The sequence below is a fragment of the Microbacterium sp. SCN 71-21 genome (genome assembly GCF_001725695.1).
GTDB lineage: Bacteria > Actinomycetota > Actinomycetes > Actinomycetales > Microbacteriaceae > Microbacterium > Microbacterium ginsengisoli.
In genome coordinates this window covers 1-18,546 of sequence record NZ_MEGA01000020.1, presented here as the reverse complement: position 1 = coordinate 18,546, position 18,546 = coordinate 1, and the positions used below count along the sequence as shown (strand labels likewise).

Here is an 18,546-nt window from a genome sequence, read left to right as displayed (position 1 = left end):
CTCCGGCCCCTGTTCGCATTCCCTCGCAACCTCCGCCGTCTGCTCTGCGGCGGCTGTGGGATAACCTGGGACTCTGTGCGCGCGGCGCGCGCCGGCATCCCGTTCTGGAGGACATCCACGTGTTCAGCGCTATCGCGCGCGTTCTGCGCACGCCCGACCTGCGTCGCAAGATCGCGTTCACCCTGGGGATCATCGTCGTCTACCGCCTGGGTGCGCACATCCCCTCGCCGTTCGTCGACTTCTCGAACGTGCAGTCGTGTCTCGCGGATGCCTCGGGCACCCAGGGTCTGCTCTCGCTCGTCAACCTGTTCTCGGGTGGCGCGCTGCTGCAGCTGTCGATCTTCGCGCTGGGTGTCATGCCGTACATCACGGCCACGATCATCGTGCAGCTGCTGCGCGTGGTCATCCCGCACTTCGAGACCCTCTACAAGGAGGGCCAGTCGGGCCAGGCGCGTCTGACGCAGTACACGCGCTACCTGACGATCGCGCTCGCGCTGCTGCAGTCCACGACGCTCGTCACCGTCGCCCGCTCGGGCCAGCTGTTCGGAACGACCGGCGTCGCGGCGTGCAACCAGCTGCTCACGAACGACGCCTGGTGGGCGCAGGCGCTCATGATCCTCACGATGACCGCCGGCACGGGTCTCATCATGTGGTTCGCCGAGCTCGTCACCGAGAAAGGCATCGGCAACGGCATGTCCCTGCTGATCTTCACCTCGATCGCGGCGACCTTCCCCGCGGCGATGTGGTCGATCTGGCAGACCCGCGGCTTCGAGGTGTTCCTGCTGGTGCTGCTCGTGGGCATCATCATCATCGGGTTGGTGGTGTTCGTCGAACAGTCGCAGCGTCGCATCCCGGTGCAGTACGCCAAGCGCATGGTCGGTCGCCGCACGTACGGCGGCACGAACACCTACATCCCGATCAAGGTCAACATGGCCGGCGTCGTGCCGGTGATCTTCGCCTCGTCGCTGCTGTACATCCCCGCGCTCATCGCCCAGTTCAACCAGGGCGCGGCGGGCACGACGCCGCCCGACTGGGTGCTGTGGATCCAGAACTATCTGACGAAGGGCGACCACCCGCTCTACTGGGCGCTCTACTTCCTGCTCATCGTCGGGTTCACGTACTTCTACGTCGCGATCACCTTCAACCCGGAGGACGTCGCCGACAACATGAAGCAGTACGGCGGCTTCATCCCCGGCATCCGTGCCGGGCGTCCGACGGCCGAGTACCTCGACTACGTGCTCACGCGCATCACGCTGCCCGGCTCGATCTATCTGGGTCTCGTCGCGCTCATCCCCCTCATAGCCCTGGCGACGGTCAGCGCGAATCAGAACTTCCCGTTCGGCGGCACCTCGATCCTGATCATGGTCGGCGTGGGGCTGGAGACGGTGAAGCAGATCGACGCCCAGCTGCAGCAGCGTCACTACGAAGGGCTCCTGCGATGACCGCACGCCTCCTGATCGTCGGCCCGCAGGGGTCGGGCAAGGGCACGCAGGGCGTGCGCATCGCGGAGGCGTTCGGCGTGCCGGCGATCTCCACGGGCGACACGTTCCGCGCCGCCATCCGCGACCAGACGCCGCTCGGTGTCGAGGTCAAGGCGATCATCGAGGCGGGGAACCTGGTTCCCGACGAGGTCACGAGCGCGGTCGTGCGTGAGCGTCTCGCGCAGGATGACGCGGCGCCCGGGTTCCTCCTCGACGGCTACCCGCGCAATCTCGGTCAGGTGAACGACCTCGATGCGTTCCTCGAGTCGCGCGACGAGCAGCTCGACGCCGTCATCGAGCTGAGCGTTCCCCGCCAGGAGAGCATCGATCGGCTCATCACGCGCGCCGCCGAGCAGGGTCGCACCGACGACACCGCCGAGGTCATCGCGCATCGGCTCTCGATCTACGAGAACGAGACGGCGCCGATCCTCGACGTCTACGGCGAGCGGGGCCTCGTGGTCTCGATCGACGGCGTGGGAACGCTCGACGAGATCACCGAGCGCATCGTCACCGCGCTGGTGGCCCGCGGGCTCACCCCGCAGGGCTGAGCGTGCTGCGCCGCTCGATCTACAAGACCCCCGCCCAGCTGCGGTCGATGGTCGAACCCGGCCTCATCACGGCGGCGGCGCTGCAGGCGGCGCGGGAGCTCGTGCGTCCGGGGGTGACGACGGCAGAACTGGATGCCGCGGCATCCGCTGTCATCACAGGCAGTGGCGCGCGCTCGAATTTCCAGCTCGTGCGGGGCTACCGCCACACGACCTGCATATCTGTGAACGACCAGGTCGTGCACGGCATCCCGGGGGAGCGCGTGCTCGAGCCGGGCGACATCGTCTCGATCGACGCGGGCGCGGAGTTCCGGGGCTGGAACGGCGACTCGGCGATCACGATCGTCGTGCCCGATGAGGCCCGCCCCGACCTCGTGGCATCGCGCACCGAGCTGTCACGGGTGACCGAGGGCTCCATGTGGGCGGGCATCGCGGCACTCGCGTCCGCGCGGACGCTCCGCGATGTGAGCGGCGCGATCGAAGATCACATCGTCGGGGCAGGTCACGGCTACGGCATCCTGCGCGAGTACGTCGGCCACGGGATCGGACGCAAGATGCACGAGTCGCCGAGCCTGTTCAACTACCGCACGCCCGATGCCGGCCCGGCTGTCGAACCGGGTCTCGTGCTCGCCATCGAGCCGATGGTGGTCGCCGGGGGAGAGGCCACCTACGTCGAGGACGACGACTGGACGGTCACCACGATCGACGGATCAGACGGCTCACACTGGGAACACAGCGTGGCCGTCCATGATTATGGTCTGTGGGTGCTCACCGCACCCGACGGCGGCGCCGCCGGGCTTGCCCCTTTCGGAGTCACCCCGGTCCCGATTCCCTGACGGACGCGTCGCCGCACCAGAGAAGTCCTCTGCGACCACAAGAGAACGGATACGACTGACGTGATGGCCGCTATTGCTCGAAAAACGAACTGGTTCGCGATCTGGGTGACGGTGGCTGTCGTCGTCGTGATCGGCGCCGTGGCCGGTGCTGTGGTGTGGATGAACGCCGACAAGAGCAGCCCCGGAACCCTGCCCACCGCCGCCCACATCAACACCGACACGGGCGCGATCTCCGTCGGCACCGGCTCGAAGACCCTCGACACGTGGATCGACCTGCAGTGCCCGATCTGCCAGTCCTTCGAGTCGACGTACGGCTCGGAGATCCAGTCGCTCGTGACCGCGAACACGATCACCCTCAACATCCACCCGATCTCGATCCTCGACCGGGTGACGGCCAGCGCCGCCGCATCCAACCAGCAGTACTCGACCCGCGCCGCCAGCGCGATGTACTGCGTCGCGATCAACGACTACGACAAGCTCTACACGTTCATGCAGACGATGTACCAGAACCAGCCGTCCGAGTCGTCGGGCGCGGGCTTGAGCAACGATGAGATCGCCGCCTACGCACAGCAGGCGGGGGCGACGAACTCCGCCTCGTGCATCGCCGGCAACACCTACACGCAGTACGTGGGCTACATCACGAAGAAGACGCCGACGCAGCCCGGGTCGACCGGCATCGGCACCCCGACGATCGCCATCAACGGCTCGGTCATCTCGAACAACTCGATCCCGTCGAGCCCGAGCGACTTCGCCGCGCTGATCACCAAGTGACGTCCGGGGCGGATGCCCCGACCCACCCACGGAGCCCCGCTCGCCTGTCGGCGAGCGGGGCTCCGTCGTTCCCGGTATCCCCTCGGATGAGACCGAGTGTCATACGCAAACGCGCAAATCTAGCGGCACCTTCAGGCTTCCGCAAGGCCTTGGGAAAAGTCCGTTCCCGCGCAGAACATGTGTGTGGGGGATCCGCATCCGCGGATCGATCTCCTATCCGCCAATGACGGTTGATGAGGGGAGTTTGGGCATCAACCGTGCGCGGTACATGCGTCAAACGAATTGGGGAATGAGAAATGCACGCAACACTGAACCACTACGTCGCCGCGGCGAAGCGGCGGCGCACCGGAGAGCAGGGCGAAGACGAGGGGTTCTCCCTCATCGAGCTGATCGTGGTCGTCGCGATCCTCGGCATCCTGGTCGCGATCGCGATTCCGGTGTTCCTGAATATCCAGGACACGGCGAAGGTCAACTCGCTCAAGACTGTCGCCGCCAACGGCGCGACGACCGTGGCGACGGCGATCGCCAACGGAAGCGACCCGGCCGCGGCGCTCGCGCAGATGAACCCCGACGGCGCGACCCTCGCTCTCGTGCCGGCGACGGGTGCGAGCCTCACCGTCTACTGTGTGACCGCGACGGCGACATCGGGTGGACCGTTGTCCGGCGCTGCTGCGCAAAAGTCCGGACCGACCTGCTGAGGTCGCCATGACCCGCAGCCAGGACGACGGCGGCTTCAGCCTCGTCGAGGTGGTCGTCGCCGTCGTCCTGCTCGGGCTCGTCGCGATCGCGATCCTGCCGGCCCTCGTGATGGGCTTGCAGGCGACCGCCACCCAGTCGTCGGTGGCGACCTCCACCCGTGAGGTCAGCCAGATGATCGACTCCGCCCGTCAGCAGACCACCTGTGCGGGCCTCGCCCAGGCGCTGCAGGCGCAGACGTTCTCGGACGGTCGAGGACGCTCGCTGACCGTCACGGGAACGATCGACAACCTGACAGGAGCAACGTGTCCGACTCTCGCGCACGTCTCGGTCACCGCGACCAGCGGTACGTCGACGCTCACGAGCTCCACGGCGCTCGTCTACGTCACCGGCTGATGCGCGTCGGGGCGGCGCGTGGCGACGAGGGGATGACCCTCGTCGAACTCATCCTGTACTCCGCCCTCACACTGCTCGTGGTCGGGGGCCTCGCCGGTGTTCTGGTGAACACCTGGACCGCCCAGGCGAACGCCACCACGGTCGGCCAGGCCACCACCCGCGGAACCGTGTTCACCGAAGGGATCGAGAAGGCCATGCGCAACGCCTATGCGTTCCGGGTCACCGGCAGCGGTTCCACGCTCTCGGTGTGGACCGGTCTCGGCGGCGCGGCGGTGTGCCAGGGGTACACCGTCGACGGCTCCGGTGCGCTGCGCATGACCGCGACGGCGGGCTCGGCGGTGCTGCCCGCGGCATCCACCTGGCCGGTGTGGCAGACCGGCGCGGCGCAGATCGGCTCCACCGCGTACTTCACGGCCACCTCGACGGCCGTCAGCTACAGCTTCCGCGTCACGACCGCGGGTGCGCCCGTGGCCTTCACCGGCACCGAAACCGTGCGCACCTCGACCGTGCCCGCCTCCGCGGGGGTGAACACGTGCTGGTGATCCCTCGTTCTGCCCGCGCCCCGCGCGCCCGCCTCGGAGACGACGGCGCCTCGCTCGTCGCCGTCGTCGTGGTGATGCTGGTCGGTTTCGTCGTCGCCGTCACGATCGCCGGAGTCAGCATCTTCGCGATCACGCAGAATCAGCGCAGCGCCTCGAGCCTGCAGGCCTTCACGGCGGCCGAGTCGGGCCGCGACGCGGCGGTCGCGATGCTGGCCGCGGCATCCGCCGGCACGGCCGGCTGCAGCACGACCGGCACCGGCACCTACTCGGGCACCGCGGGCACCTACACGTACTCGTACTCGGTGTTCTCGACCACGAGCACCGTGCAGCCCTCCCGCAGCACCGCGCTCGGCGCGGCCGCCTGCCCCACGATCACCAGCACCTTCGTCCTCGTGCACGCCGTCGGCACCTCGCCGTCGGGCGCCACCACGGCCGTCGATGCTGTCTACCCGTGGGCGGGCAGCACAGTGAAGACCGACTCCCTCGGCTACATCAACAACGGGTTCTCCCCGCTGCTGAGCAACTTCACCGGCGGTGACCTGGTGGTGCGCTCCGGCGACTTCGCGTGCAACGCGACCACGATCTCCGGCAACGTCTACGTCCTGGCCGGCAACGTCACCATCGGGGCGGGCTGCATCATCCAGGGCAGCGTCTACGCGAGCGGCACCGTCACCGCGAGTCTGTCGGTCGTGAACAGCACGGTCACGGTCGGCTCGGTGAGCGCGGTCTCGATCATCACGGGAGACGTCACCGCCCTCGGCAACGTGAGTCTCGTGCCGTTGACGACCCTCTCCCTCCCGGGTCTGCCGCTCGGGCTGTCGGTGGGCGGCGGCATCCACTCCGGCGGCAACGTCACCCTCGACACCGCCATCAACCTGTCCCTGCTCGGCACGTACGCCGGCACCGTGGGCGGCGACGTCACCGCACGCGGCACGATCTCGATCAAGGCGTGGAAGGTGGGCGGGAAGGCGCAGGCCACCGGCACCATCACGGTGAACACGTCCCTCGGGGTGCTCTGCCTGATCATTCCGTGCGGCACCCTCGGCCCCACCTCACAGGTGCCGAACTCGTCCTCGACGCCGCAGCCCGCGTTCTCGCCCAGCCAGGCGCAGCTGCTGGCGCAGTCGGCCTGGGTCGACCTCAACGCCTCGACCAACTGGAGCAGGTACACCGGCAGCGCGTGGATGGCGTACGCGACCTTCACCGGGGACTCCTGCTCGGCGTCGTCGATCAACTCGGCCATCTCGGCGGCGACCGCGCCCATCGTCATCAACGCGACGGCGTGCACGTTCTCGCCCTCGTTCCTGCTGTCGATCACGAACGTGCCGCAGGACACCGTGCTGCTGGTGACCAACACCATCAACACGTTGGCGATCCAGGGATCCACGACGGCGACCGCCGCGAACCCGCGCCAGCTCTTCCTGGTGCAGGTCGACAACATCGCGAACGGCGTGCCCGACTGCGCCGGGCGGGGCGCCGTGACGAACCTGCTCAGCGCCGTCCCCACGTCGACGAACTTCCGGCTGATGGTCTACAGCCCGTGCGCGGCGAGCCTGCTCGGGCTCGGCAACGCCGCGAGCACGATCACGGGCCAGTTCATCGTGCCCACGACCAACTGGACGATCGTCGGCAACACCCTCAAGCAGGTCATCTGCGCCCCCATGACCGTGAACCCGAACATCCAGTTCGGGTGCAAGGCGACGGATGCCGCGACCGGCACGCCGATCGGATCGTTCACGACCGCGAAGGCGATCGCCCAGGTGGAGGTGTCGCCATGAGTGTCGCCGCACAGGTGTTCGTGATCGTCGTCGCCGGCGCGCTCGGTCTCGTCGTGGGATCGTTCCTGAACGTCGTCGTCTACCGCGTGCCCGCCGGTGTCTCACTGCTGCGGGCGAGCGCGTGCCCGACGTGCGACGTGCCGATCCGGTGGCAGCAGAACGTCCCCGTGCTCTCGTGGGTGGCGCTTCGCGGACGCTGCGCGCACTGCGGCTCGGCGATCTCGCCGCGCTACCCGCTCGTCGAGGCTGCGACCGCCCTGGGATTCGCGCTGGTCGCGTCGGTGGCCGTCGTCGTCCCGCAGGCGGGCGATGCCTCGTGGTGGCTCGCGCTCGCGGCGTTCCTCTATCTCGCCGCGATCACTGTCGCCCTCGCGCTCATCGATGTCGACGTGCGTCGACTGCCCGACGGGATCGTGCTGCCCTCGTACGGCGTCGCGATCGTGCTGCTCGCGCTGTCGACCCTCGTCGGCCACGACCTGTGGCCCATCGTGCGGGCGACGATCGGCATGGCCGCGCTGTACACCTTCTATCTGCTGCTGCGGCTGATCCGGCCCGACGGCATGGGAGGCGGCGACGTGAAGCTCGCGGGCCTGCTCGGCTGGTACCTGGCCTGGCTCGGCTGGGGGCCGCTCGTCGTCGGCGCGTTCACGGGCTTCCTCTGGGGCGGGATCTTCGGCGTCGCGCTGCTGCTCAGCCGGCGGGGTTCGCGGGCCAGTCGCATCCCGTTCGGGCCGTGGATGCTCCTCGGCGCATGGACGGGGATCGTGGTCGGCGCGCAGCTGACCCGGATGTATCTGGGGGTCTACACGTCATGAATCACAGGGGTGGACGTGCGCGCATGTCGGTGCGCGCCGGAACGGGGGAGGACGAATGACCGCACAGACAGTGGTCGGGCTCGAGATCGCTCAGTCGCACGTGCGCGCGGTCGAGGTGGCGCCGGGGGCGACGCCGCGCGTCGTGGCCTGGGGGGAGGTGCCGCTGCCCGAAGGGGTGGCGGAGGACTCCGAGGTGATCGATGCCGCAGCGCTCACGCTCGCCCTCGACCAGCTCTGGGTGCGCAGCCGCATCTCGCACAAGAAGGTGGTGCTGGGTCTCGCGAGTCGGCGCATCCTGGTGCGCGAGTATGCGACGCCGCTCACCTCGCGCACCGCGATCATGCAGTCGCTCCCGTTCGAGGTGCAGGATGTGCTGCCGGTGCCCGTGGACCAGGCCGTGCTGGACTTCTACGCGATCGATCACGTCGACTCACTCGTGCGCGGGTTGGTCGTCGCGGCGATCGCCGAACCGATCGATGAGCTGCTGCGGGTGCTGGAGCGCTCGCGGATCGTCGCGGCATCCGTCGATCTCACGGCGTTCGCCCTCGCCCGGATCGCCCCGGCGGTCGCGGCGCCCGGGGAGACGGTCGCGCTGTTGCACATCGGCGAGCACACGACGACGGTGACCATCGTGCAGGACGGGGTGCCGCGGTTCGTGCGCACCCTCCCGGCGGAGATCCCGGCGTCGGCCCCGGTGGTGATCGAGAACGAGTGGATCGGCGCCGCCGTCGGCGACGGAGCCACCCGCGCGGAGTTGCGCGCGGGACGCACCGCCGTGCTGGCGCCCGCCGACGAGACGCCCGACCTCGTGCAGCGGGTGCGCAGCACGCTGCAGTTCTACGCGGCGCGCAGCGGTGCGGCGCCGGTCGAGCGCGTCCTCGTGAGCGGTGCCGGGTCGCTGCACCCGGGGGTGCTCCCCGCGCTCGCCGCCGCCCTCGACCAGAGCATCGACCGGGTGCCGATCGATCGCCTCGCGGTCTTCCCCGGTGAACCGCCCGAGCCCCGCCGGGCCGCGGATTTCGTCTCGACCATCGGACTCACGATCGGAGGCGAGCGATGAGCGCGGCCGTCGACACCCTCGTGCTCGGCGGTGCCGCCCGGGTCAACCTGCTGCCGCCCGCGGAGGTCGAGCGCCGGGCCCGCGTGCGGCTCGGGCGACGCTGGATCGGTGCGCTGGTGGGCACCGCGGTCGTCGTCGTGCTGATCATCGCCGCCGCCGTGGCCTACAGCGTGGTGGGCTCGGCGAGGCTCGCGTCGGAGCAGGCCCGCACGCAGCAGCTCGTCGCCGAGACGCAGAGCTACCAGTCGGTCGCGACCGCCGTGGCGACCCGCACCGAGCTGACCCAGTTCCGCGCCGATGCCCTCGGCTACGACATCCGCTGGGGCGCCGTGTTCGACACGATCTCCGCACACCTGACGCCCGGGGCATCCGTCACCGGATTCAGTCTCACGGCCGGCGCCCAACCGCAGGCGGGCACCACCGCGCAGCGCGGACTGGGCGGCTCGCTCACGGTCAGCGTCGCGAACCCCGCGGATGCCGCGTCCCTCGCCCGCGCGCTGCGGGGCGTGTCCGGCGTGCTCGCAGCGGACGCGGGCGACGTCACGTCGTCGACGACGGCGGGGACGCAGGCAGCGCCCACGTACGACGTGACGATCGACGTCGTCTTCGACCAGTCGGTGTACTCCGGCCAGTTCTCGCAGGAGGGGAAATGAGGAACATGTCGAGGGGGCTCATCTCCGCGCTCGGCGCGCTGATCGCGGTGGTCCTCGTGGCCGCGGGCGTCTTCCTCGTCGCGCTGCCGATCTATCTCGGCGCGACGGGAGTGCACGGCCAGGCCGATGCCGCGGCCGCCACGAACGACCAGCTGCAGGTACGGGTCGACGCGCTCGCCGCTCAGGCGAAGGACACCACACAGCTCACCCAGGCCGTCGCGCAGCTGCGTGCGCAGATCCCGTCGGCGGCGGGGGTCGACCAGCTGGTGGACCTCGTCACCACGGCCGCATCGGCAGCGGGCGTCACGATCACGTCGATCACGCCGTCGCCCGCGGTGGCCTTCGCTCCCCGCACGAGCGAGGTCGCGGCCGCCGATGCGGCGAACACGGCTACGGCGGGCAGTGCCGGCTCATCCGCCACGACACCGGCGACGGGCGCCACCGCGGCTCCGGTCGGTCGACTGCAGGTGCCGATGGCGATCACGGTGACCGCGAAGGATGCCGCCCAGGCGGCGTCGTTCCTCGACGCGCTGCGCGCCGGCCCGCGTCTGCTGGCGATCGTCGGCACGAGTGCCACCGAGACGGGCACGGGCTCGTCGACGGGCGGCGCGCTCACGGTCACAGTCAGCGCGCTCGCGTTCGCCGAGACGGAACAGTGAGGACCCGCAGATGACCACCACGATCACGCTTCCCACGCTCGATGCGATCCTCGCGAGCGCCGCCGATGCCGGGGCATCCGATGTTCACCTGACGGGGGGTCTGCCGGCGGTCTGCCGCATCGACGGTGACCTCACCGAGGTGCAGGGGTTCGGACAGGAGCTTCCCGGCGATTGGGTGGAGGGTGCGCTCGCCGGCATCATGACGGCCGAGCAGCGAAAGCAGTTCGCCGTCGCCGGTGAGGTCGACCTCGCCTACTCCGCTGCGGGGATCGGTCGGTTCCGTGTGAATGTCTTCCGCCAGATGGGGGATGTCGCGGCCGCGCTGCGACTCATCCCCGACGAGGTGCGGTCGCTGAAGGCGCTCGGCGTGCCGGAGATCGCGCGCGACCTGGCGCTCAAGCCGCGGGGACTCGTGCTGGTCACGGGGCCGACCGGCTCGGGCAAGTCGGCGACCCTCACGGCGATGGTCGACATCATCAACCGGGAGCGCGCCGCGCACATCATCACGATCGAGGACCCGATCGAGTTCGTGCACTCCAGCCGGCACTCGCTCGTCCACCAGCGCGAGGTCGGGTCCGACACCGCGTCGTTCGGCGAGGCGCTGCGGCGCGTGCTGCGGCAGGACCCCGATGTGATCCTGCTGGGCGAGCTGCGCGACGCGGAGTCGATCGCCGTTGCGCTGTCCGCCGCCGAGACCGGGCACCTCGTGCTGGCGACCCTTCACACCCAGGGGGCCGCGAAGAGCATCAACCGCATCGTCGACGTGTTCCCTGCCGAACGCCGCGATCAGGTGCGCGCGCAGCTCGGGGACACCCTTCAGGGGGTGCTCAGCCAGACGCTCCTGCCGGGGCTGCGCGGTGGGCGTGTGCTCGCCACCGAGGTGATGGTGCAGACCCCGGCGGTCGCGAACCTCATCCGGGAAGGGCAGATCCAGCAGCTCTACTCCGCCTTGCAGTCGGGGTCGGAGTTCGGGATGCACACGCTCGACCAGAGCCTGCGCGAGCTTGTGAAGGACGGCCGCATCGAGAAGTCGCTGGCGCAGCAGTTCGCGGTCGATCAGCGTTCGCTCGAAAAGACGCGGGCTGTGCCCGCCGACCTCGACGACGAGGTGTGGGCGACGCGCGGCGGAGTCGCGCGACCCGCGAACTGGGGGGTGTGAGCCATGCCGGTGCTGGAGCGGTTCTCCTACCGGGCGGTCGCGCCCGGCGACGAGGCGGTCGTCAAGGGCACGATGGATGCCGCGAACGAGGCCGCCGCGGTCGGCAAGATCCACGCGCAGGGCCTCATCCCGCTCGAGGTGCGCTCCCTGGCGCGCACCGGGCTCCGGCGGGAGGTCTCGCTCACGGGGTCGGGTCGCGTGAAGGTCAAGGCGCTGGCGCTCATGACCCGTCAGATGGCGGCGCTCACGGAGGCGGGGCTGCCGCTGCTGCGCACTCTCGAGATCCTCACCGAACAGACCGACGACAAGGCGCTGCGCGCGGCGCTCGTGGGCGTCGTCGCGGACGTGGAGTCCGGGGCATCCCTCTCTCTCGCCTTCAGCCGGCAGCCGAAGGTGTTCGCGCCGCTGATGGTGAGTCTCGTGCGGGTGGGGGAGGCGGGCGGATTCCTCGCCGAGTCGCTCACGTCCATCGCGCGTTTCTACAAGTCCGAGGCCGAGCTGCGCGACAAGGTGAGGGCGGCGACGACCTACCCGACCGTCGTGCTGGTGGTGGCCTTGCTCGCGGTGCTGGGCATGGTGACGTTCATCGTTCCGGTCTTCGAGAAGATGTTCGCGAACCTCGGCGGGGAGCTTCCCGTGCCCACGCAGATCCTCGTCACGATCTCGCACAACATGGTGTGGATCCTTCCGCTGCTCGCCGTCGTCGTCATCGGCGGTGCGGTGTGGTGGACGCGGTCCCGCAACACCCCGAGGGTGCGTGCCGTCGTCGATCCGTGGAAGCTGCGCCTGCCGATCTTCGGCTCCCTGAACACGAAGATCGCGGTGGCCCGCTTCGCCCGGAACCTGTCGATGATGCTTCAGGCGGGGGTGCCGTTGATGCAGGCCCTCGACACCGTCGGCGAGGCGGCCAACAACGTGAAGATCGTCGCGGCACTCGAGAAGGTCAAGGAGTCGGTGCGGCAGGGCAAGTCGCTGGCGGCGCCGCTCGCGGCGGCGGGCGTCTTCCCTCCGATGGTGTCGCAGATGGTGTCCGTCGGCGAGGAGTCGGGCACGCTCACCGAGATGCTCGACAGCATCGCGACGTTCTACGAGGCCGAGGTCGCGTCGGCCACCGAGCAGTTGACCGCGGTGATCGAGCCCGTGCTGATCGTGATCCTCGGTGTCGTCATCGGCGGCATGGTGATCTCGCTCTACCTGCCCGTCTTCAACCTCTACGCGCAGCTGAACCACTCCGCCGGCGCGTGAGCGGTCGCGAGCCCTGATCGCATGCCGCGGCCTCACGCGGTGACGCGCAGCACCTCGTCGATCGTCGTGATCCCGGCGACGACCTTCGCCCAGCCGTCGTCGCGCAGCGGCACCATGCCCTGGGCGAGGGCGATGTCTCGCAGCTCCCGACCGCGGCTGCGTCCGACGACCTGCTGCTCGAGGTCCTCGGAGAGGGTCATCACCTCGTGCAGCGCCACCCGGCCGCGGTATCCGGTGTACGAGCAGGCGCGGCATCCGACCGGACGGTAGAACGCGTCGACGCCGTGCTCGGGGCGCTCGAACCCCGCGGACTGCAGCGTCTCGTCGTCGAGGTCGGCCCGCTCGCGGCACTCGACGCACAGGCGGCGCGCGAGACGCTGGGCGACGACGGCGGTGAGGGCGGTGCCGACGAGGTAGGGCTCCGCGCCGATCTCGACGAGCCGGGTCAGTGCGCTCGGCGCGTCGTTGGTGTGCATCGTCGAGAGCACGAGGTGGCCGGTGAGCGCCGCTTCGATCGAGGTGATGGCGGTCTCCCGGTCGCGGATCTCGCCGACCAGCAGCACGTCGGGGTCTGCGCGCAGGATCGACCGCAGCGCGGTCGAGAACCCGAGACCGGCGCGGGGGTTCACCTGCATCTGGCTGATGCCCGGGAGCCGGTACTCGACCGGGTCCTCGATCGTGACGACGTTGACCTCGGGCGACGCGATCTCGCTGAGCGCCGTATAGAGGGTCGTGGATTTGCCCGACCCGGTCGGTCCGGTGACGAGCACCATGCCGTGCGGCCGGCGGATCGCCTCGCGGAACCGGGCGTCGTTGCCGGGAGACATCAGCAGTTCGGCCATCGAGACGCGGCGCTCGCTGGTGTCGAGGATGCGCATCACGACCTTCTCGCCCCACACCGTCGGCAGGGTCGCGAGGCGCAGGTCGACGGTGCGGCCCTCGAGCGTGACCGAGATGCGTCCGTCCTGCGGGCGGCGCTTCTCGGCGATGTCGATCTGCGCCATGATCTTCAACCGGGAGAGCACGCCGTCCTGGATGGTGCGGTCGGCGCGTTGCACCTCGTGCAGCACCCCGTCGATCCGGAAGCGCACGGTGAGGTCGGCCTCCCCCGGCTCGATGTGGATGTCGCTCGCGCGGTCGGTGATCGCCTGCGCGATCAGCAGGTTCACGAAGCGCACGACCGGGGTCGCGTCATCCCCTTCGTCGAGGGAGAGGGTGAACGACGTGCGCGCCGCCGTGCTCGCACCTTCGATGACGGTGGAGAGCTCGGTGAGCTCCTCGTCGGAGCGCAGGAACCGGCCGAACACTGTCTGCAGCGCATCGCGCGCCACGACGACCGGGTCGACGACGAGGCCGGTGGCGGTCGAGACGTCGTCGAGGGCGACGAGGTCGGTCGGATCGACGATCCCGACGGTGAGGCGGTGTGCGCTGCGTTCGATCGGCAGCAGCTGGAACCGACGGCACAGCGAGCTCGGCACGAGCGCGAGCACGGCCGGGTCGATCGTCACCGCGGCGAGGTCGAGGAAACGGGTGCCCGTGCTCGCGGCGACGCTCTCGGCGAGGGTGCGTTCGCTGACGACGCCGCGCGAGATCAGTTCACGCCCGAGCGCCGTGCCGTCCCCGAACCTGTCGACGTCCGCCGCGATCTCCTGCGCGTCGACGGCTCCGGCCGCGACGAGCGCCTGCGCCAGACCAATCACCATCGGATCCCCCTTCGGCCTCCGTGCCCCCATCCGTAGTGTACGAGCGCCGGGATGCCGCGGCACGGGGGTTGTGCGCGAGCGATCGGCGTGCTGCAGGGCGACGGGCCGCGGCATCCGTTCGCCCGCTGTTCACCGACCGTTGCCCCGTGGCTGTGAAGATGCCCAGCGCGACCGATGAGCCGGCCGCATCCGCCCGATTGGAGCTCCGTCCGATGCGACGTCTCGCGGCGCTGTGCGCTGCCACCCTCACCTTCGCCGGTCTCGCCGCCGTGCCCGCCGCCGCGGTCGCCGTCGAGCCCCTGCCGACTCTCGTCATCAACGAGGTCGAATCCAATGGCGGAATCCCCGGCGACTGGATCGAGCTCTACAACACGGGCGATGCGCCGGTGGATGCCGCGGGGCTCGTGCTGAAGGACAACGACGACACCCATCGGTTCGAGATCCCGGCGGGCACCACGATCGCCGCGCACAGCGCTGCGGCGTTCGACGTCGAGACCGCGTACGGGCTCGGCAAGGCCGACTCGGCGCGGCTGTACCTCGGCGACGGCTCGACGCTGATCGACTCCTACTCCTGGACGGCGCATGCCGACGAGACGTACGGGCGCTGCCCCGACGGCATCGGCGCCTTCGTCGACACCGATGCCGCGACAAAGGGGGCGCCCAACCAGTGCCCGCCGCCGGCGGGGGCCGCAGACATCCGCATCAACGAGGTCGAGTCCAACGGGGGCACACCGGGCGACTGGGTCGAGCTCTACAACACCGGTTCGGCGGCGGTCGACCTGACCGGGTGGATCTTCCGTGACAACGACGACAGCCACACGCTGCTCGTGCCTGCGCAGACGCTGCAGCCGGGCGCCTACACGTGGTTCCAGACCGACGTCGCGAACGGGTTCGGGCTCGGCTCGGCCGACTCGGCGCGGCTGTTCCTGCCGGACGGCACCACGGTCATCGACTCCTACACCTGGTCGGCGCACGCCGCGACGACCTACGGCCGCTGCCCCGATGGCACCGGCGCGTTCGTCACCACGCTCTCGTCGACGCAGGGTTCCGCGAACGACTGCCAGCCGCTGCGCCTGAGCGAGATCGAGTCGAGCGGCGGCACGCCCGGCGACTGGATCGAGCTGGTCAACCTGTCGAACACGGATGTCGACGCCTCCGGCTATGTGCTGAAGGACAACGACGACAGCCATGTCTTCACGATCCCGGTCGGCACCACGATCCCCGCGCTCGGCTACGCGGCGTTCGACGTCGAGTCGGCGTTCGGGCTCGGGTCCGCGGACAGCGCGCGGCTCTTCTCGCCTGCGGGGGACCTCGTCGACACGTACTCGTGGACGGCGCACGCCGCGACGACCTACGCCCGCTGCCCCGATCCGCGAGGAGCCTTCGCCGTGTCGGCCGCCCCCACGAAGGGCGAGGCGAACTCCTGCATCGGCGAGGTGACGGTGAGCCCGTGGCCCGGCAGCGGCGACGTGCGCATCGTCGACACGTCCGCGACGGTGTTCGCCCCCGACGGCAAGGATCTCAGCGGTCTCGTGTACGAGGCATCCGGCACCGGAGAGCGCGGAACCCTGTGGGCCGTGAACAACGGCGGCGGCACGCTCTTCCGGCTGCAGTGGACCGGCACCGACTGGGCTCCGGCGCCGGGCTCGGCGTCCTCGGGCACGGTGCTGCACTACGCGGACGGCACCGGTGCGATCGACTCCGAGGGCGTCACGATCGCGGGCGGCTCGTCCGCGGGTGGTGTCTATGTGGCATCCGAGCGCGACAACTCGAACAAGAACGTCAGCCGTCCGTCGGTGCTGCGCTACGACGTGACCGGCGCCGGTGCGAGCCTCAACGCGACCGACGAGTGGAACCTGAGCGCCTTCCTCCCGGTCGGCCTCGGTGCCAACTCGGGTCTCGAGGGGATCGCCTGGATCCCGGATGCGGCGCTCGTCGCGGGCGGCCTGATCGACGAGAGCACGCTCGCCGCCTACAGTCCGGCGTCGTATGCGGGGCACGGCGATGGCCTGTTCTTCGTCGGCGTCGAGGGCACCGCGAAGGTCTACGCCGTGGCGCTTCTGCCCGGCGGCGTCTCGAAGCTCGTGGCGACGATCGATCCCGGACTCGGGGTCGTCGCCGAGGTCGCCTACGACGCCGCGTCGGATCAGCTGTGGGCGCTGTGCGACGACGCGTGCAACGGCGAGGCGGCGATGCTGCAGATCGCGGACTCGGGCCCGCACGCGGGTTCGTTCCAGGTCGCGGAGCGCTACGCGAACCCGGCCGGGATGCTCGACTCGATCGCGAACGAGGGCTTCGCGTTCGCGACCGCCGACCTGTGCGTCGACGGTACGAAGCCGGTCTTCTACGCCGACGACAACGGCACCGACGATCACGCGCTGCGCGAGGGGTCGATCGACTGCACTGCGGTGCCCGGAGGCACGGACCCCGGCGACGGATCGGGCGGCGGGACGCCGGGCGACGGCTCGGGTGGTGGGTCGGGCGGCGGGACCCCCGGTGACGGCTCGGGTGGTGCCGGCGGCCTCGCGCCGAGCGGACCGGATGCCTCGGTGCCCGCGGCCCCGGGTGAGGGTGATCTGATCGACGCGAACCGTGGCGGCGCCACCGCCCCCGGATCTGCCGTCGCCGGCTCGGTCGTGACGATTGCGGTCGATCCGGCGCACGCGGGCAAGATCGTGCACGGCTGGATCTTCTCGACCCCCACCTACCTCGGCGTGGGTGTGGTCGCGCTGGACGGCTCGGTGTCGTTCACCATCCCGGCGGGCTTGCCGGCCGGCGATCACCGCATCGCGGTGGTCGACGCGAGCGGCGCCGTGCTCGGCTGGAGCCCGCTGACGGTCGAGCTCGCGCAGACCGGCGCGGCGGCCTCGGGCTGGCTGCCCGCAGGCGCGCTGCTCCTCGGCGTCGGCGTGGTGTTGGTCGCCGCGGCGCGGCGTCCCCGCCGCGCGTGAGGTGGGGGCGCTTCGCGCCCCCACCCCCCACCCCCCACCCGCCGAATCCATCTCTCGGCGCCGATTCCAGCCGTCAGCGGTGCTGCGAGGGGGTGGAGTCGGCGGGGCGGGGTGGATTCGATGAGGCGCCGCCGGGAGTGCGCGAGCGCTCGCCGTCGCGCCGCCGCATCCTCCCCGGCTGGCGGGGGAGCGGGCGGGCTCCACAGATGCCGCGGGAGGCCTCGCCGACGGATCGGGGCGGCGCAGAGTGAGGCGATGGATGTCCCCGCCGCCCGCCGCGCGATTCGCACCCGCGCCGCGCTGCTCCGATTCGGCATGGCCGAACGCGAGCTGAGCCGCCGCGTCGAGTCGGGGTCGCTGCGTCGTCTGGGGCGCGGACTCTATGCCGATGCCGCTTCGATCGACGCGCTGCGGCCGGAGGACCGCCATCTTGTGCACATCGCCGCGGTCGATCGCCGTGAATCGGGTGCCGCGCACGTGTTCTCCCATCTGTCGGCAGCGGTCCTGCATGGGCTTCCGGTCTACGGAACCCGCACGCACCCGGTGCACGTGTCGTCGACGGCCGTCGACGGGCGAGTGTCGGCTCATCCACGCATCGCCCGACATCGCCGCGACCTCGACCCAGTGCATGTCACGAGCGTCGGTGGCGTCAGATGCACGGATCTCGCGCTGACAGTCGCGGATGTCCTCGCCACCGAGTCGCCGGAGATCGCTGTGTCGGTCATCGATGCCGCGCTTCGGGGCGTGGCGTGGGTCGATTCCTCGCACACCTACGACGATGTCGCTCACGACGGGTTCTGCCGTGAGGTGGCAGCGCATCTGCCGCCGGGGCGTCGCGGGGTGCGACGCGCGCGGCGCATCCTCGAGATGGCCGACGGTCGCGCTCAGCTCCCCGCGGAGAGCGTTAGTCGACTTCGCCTCCTCGATGCGGGCTTCGCGCGCCCGCGTCTCCAGGTGCCGGTCGGCGGTCCCCGCGGCGAGACGTTCTATGTCGACATGTCGCTGGACGACGTCGACGCGTGGGCCGAGGTGGATGGCCGCGCGAAGTACGCCGATCCCGCGCTGCGCGGCCCGGACGTCTCAATGGAGCAGGTGCTGTGGCGCGAGAAGGAGCGTGAGGATTGGATTCGGGGTGTCACAGGTCGCCGGGTCATCCGCTGGGGGTCCGCCGACATCGCGACTCCCGATCGATTCCTCGCGCGTCTCGCCGCGTTCGGCGTGCGCCCGCCTCACTAGCTCGCCCCGCTCGCCCCGCC

At 70.1% G+C, this 18,546-nt stretch carries 17 protein-coding genes; 16 read left to right on the top strand and 1 reads right to left on the bottom strand.

Annotation, left to right across the window (positions count from 1 at the left end):
- Window positions 1-119: 119 nt before the first annotated feature.
- The 14 genes from secY (at window position 120) to ABT08_RS04380 (ending at window position 12,636) form a co-directional block, all read left to right on the top strand.
- A complete protein-coding gene (secY, locus tag ABT08_RS04445; RefSeq protein WP_045246791.1) occupies window positions 120-1,442 on the top strand; it encodes a preprotein translocase subunit SecY in 1,323 nt (440 codons plus the stop codon).
- Window positions 1,439-2,029 (top strand): adenylate kinase, encoded by a 591-nt coding sequence (locus ABT08_RS04440; protein WP_056519038.1) that lies wholly within the window; start codon window positions 1,439-1,441, stop codon window positions 2,027-2,029. The genes secY and ABT08_RS04440 overlap by 4 nt, the downstream gene beginning before the upstream one ends.
- A gap of 47 nt (window positions 2,030-2,076) precedes the next feature.
- Window positions 2,077-2,862, top strand: coding sequence for a type I methionyl aminopeptidase (gene map / locus ABT08_RS04435; protein WP_056207495.1), 786 nt, complete (start codon window positions 2,077-2,079; stop codon window positions 2,860-2,862).
- Window positions 2,863-2,925: 63 nt separating this feature from the next.
- On the top strand, window positions 2,926-3,633 hold the full coding sequence (locus tag ABT08_RS04430) for a DsbA family protein (protein WP_045246789.1): 708 nt from the start codon (window positions 2,926-2,928) through the stop codon (window positions 3,631-3,633).
- Between the two features lie 296 nt (window positions 3,634-3,929).
- Window positions 3,930-4,331 (top strand): type IV pilin protein, encoded by a 402-nt coding sequence (locus ABT08_RS04425; protein WP_288114085.1) that lies wholly within the window; start codon window positions 3,930-3,932, stop codon window positions 4,329-4,331.
- Window positions 4,332-4,338: 7 nt separating this feature from the next.
- Entirely contained in the window at window positions 4,339-4,725 is a 387-nt protein-coding gene (locus ABT08_RS04420) for a prepilin-type N-terminal cleavage/methylation domain-containing protein (protein WP_045246788.1), read from the top strand.
- A 32-nt stretch (window positions 4,726-4,757) separates the two neighbouring features.
- Window positions 4,758-5,267 (top strand): hypothetical protein, encoded by a 510-nt coding sequence (locus tag ABT08_RS04415; RefSeq protein ID WP_288114084.1) that lies wholly within the window; start codon window positions 4,758-4,760, stop codon window positions 5,265-5,267.
- Window positions 5,258-7,045 carry a bactofilin family protein gene (locus tag ABT08_RS04410; RefSeq protein WP_288114083.1) on the top strand — a complete coding sequence of 596 codons (1,788 nt, stop codon included), beginning with the start codon at window positions 5,258-5,260 and terminating at the stop codon, window positions 7,043-7,045. The genes ABT08_RS04415 and ABT08_RS04410 overlap by 10 nt, the downstream gene beginning before the upstream one ends.
- Window positions 7,042-7,860 carry a prepilin peptidase gene (locus tag ABT08_RS04405; RefSeq protein WP_056207448.1) on the top strand — a complete coding sequence of 273 codons (819 nt, stop codon included), beginning with the start codon at window positions 7,042-7,044 and terminating at the stop codon, window positions 7,858-7,860. Before ABT08_RS04410 ends, ABT08_RS04405 begins: the two co-directional genes overlap by 4 nt.
- A gap of 55 nt (window positions 7,861-7,915) precedes the next feature.
- Entirely contained in the window at window positions 7,916-8,920 is a 1,005-nt protein-coding gene (gene pilM / locus ABT08_RS04400; protein WP_056207447.1) for a type IV pilus biogenesis protein PilM, read from the top strand.
- Complete coding sequence (locus tag ABT08_RS04395) at window positions 8,917-9,573, top strand: PilN family protein (RefSeq protein ID WP_045246783.1); 657 nt, start codon at window positions 8,917-8,919, stop codon at window positions 9,571-9,573. Before pilM ends, ABT08_RS04395 begins: the two co-directional genes overlap by 4 nt.
- A 5-nt stretch (window positions 9,574-9,578) precedes the next feature.
- Window positions 9,579-10,232: a type 4a pilus biogenesis protein PilO gene (locus ABT08_RS04390; protein WP_288114082.1), complete on the top strand. Its 654-nt coding sequence runs from the start codon at window positions 9,579-9,581 to the stop codon at window positions 10,230-10,232.
- Between the two features lie 10 nt (window positions 10,233-10,242).
- Complete coding sequence (locus ABT08_RS04385) at window positions 10,243-11,391, top strand: type IV pilus twitching motility protein PilT (protein WP_048809275.1); 1,149 nt, start codon at window positions 10,243-10,245, stop codon at window positions 11,389-11,391.
- Between the two features lie 3 nt (window positions 11,392-11,394).
- On the top strand, window positions 11,395-12,636 hold the full coding sequence (locus ABT08_RS04380; protein WP_082483071.1) for a type II secretion system F family protein: 1,242 nt from the start codon (window positions 11,395-11,397) through the stop codon (window positions 12,634-12,636).
- Window positions 12,637-12,668: 32 nt separating this feature from the next.
- On the opposite strand, the gene ABT08_RS04375 is transcribed toward ABT08_RS04380, so the two are convergent.
- On the bottom strand, window positions 12,669-14,339 hold the full coding sequence (locus tag ABT08_RS04375) for a GspE/PulE family protein (protein WP_288114080.1): 1,671 nt from the start codon (window positions 14,337-14,339) through the stop codon (window positions 12,669-12,671).
- 146 nt (window positions 14,340-14,485) lie between these two features.
- On the opposite strand from ABT08_RS04375, the gene ABT08_RS04370 reads away from it, so the two are divergent.
- Both ABT08_RS04370 and ABT08_RS04365 read left to right on the top strand, forming a co-directional pair.
- A complete protein-coding gene (locus tag ABT08_RS04370) occupies window positions 14,486-17,290 on the top strand; it encodes a lamin tail domain-containing protein (protein WP_288114079.1) in 2,805 nt (934 codons plus the stop codon).
- Between the two features lie 255 nt (window positions 17,291-17,545).
- On the top strand, window positions 17,546-18,526 hold the full coding sequence (locus ABT08_RS04365; protein ID WP_288114078.1) for a hypothetical protein: 981 nt from the start codon (window positions 17,546-17,548) through the stop codon (window positions 18,524-18,526).
- Window positions 18,527-18,546 lie beyond the last annotated feature (20 nt).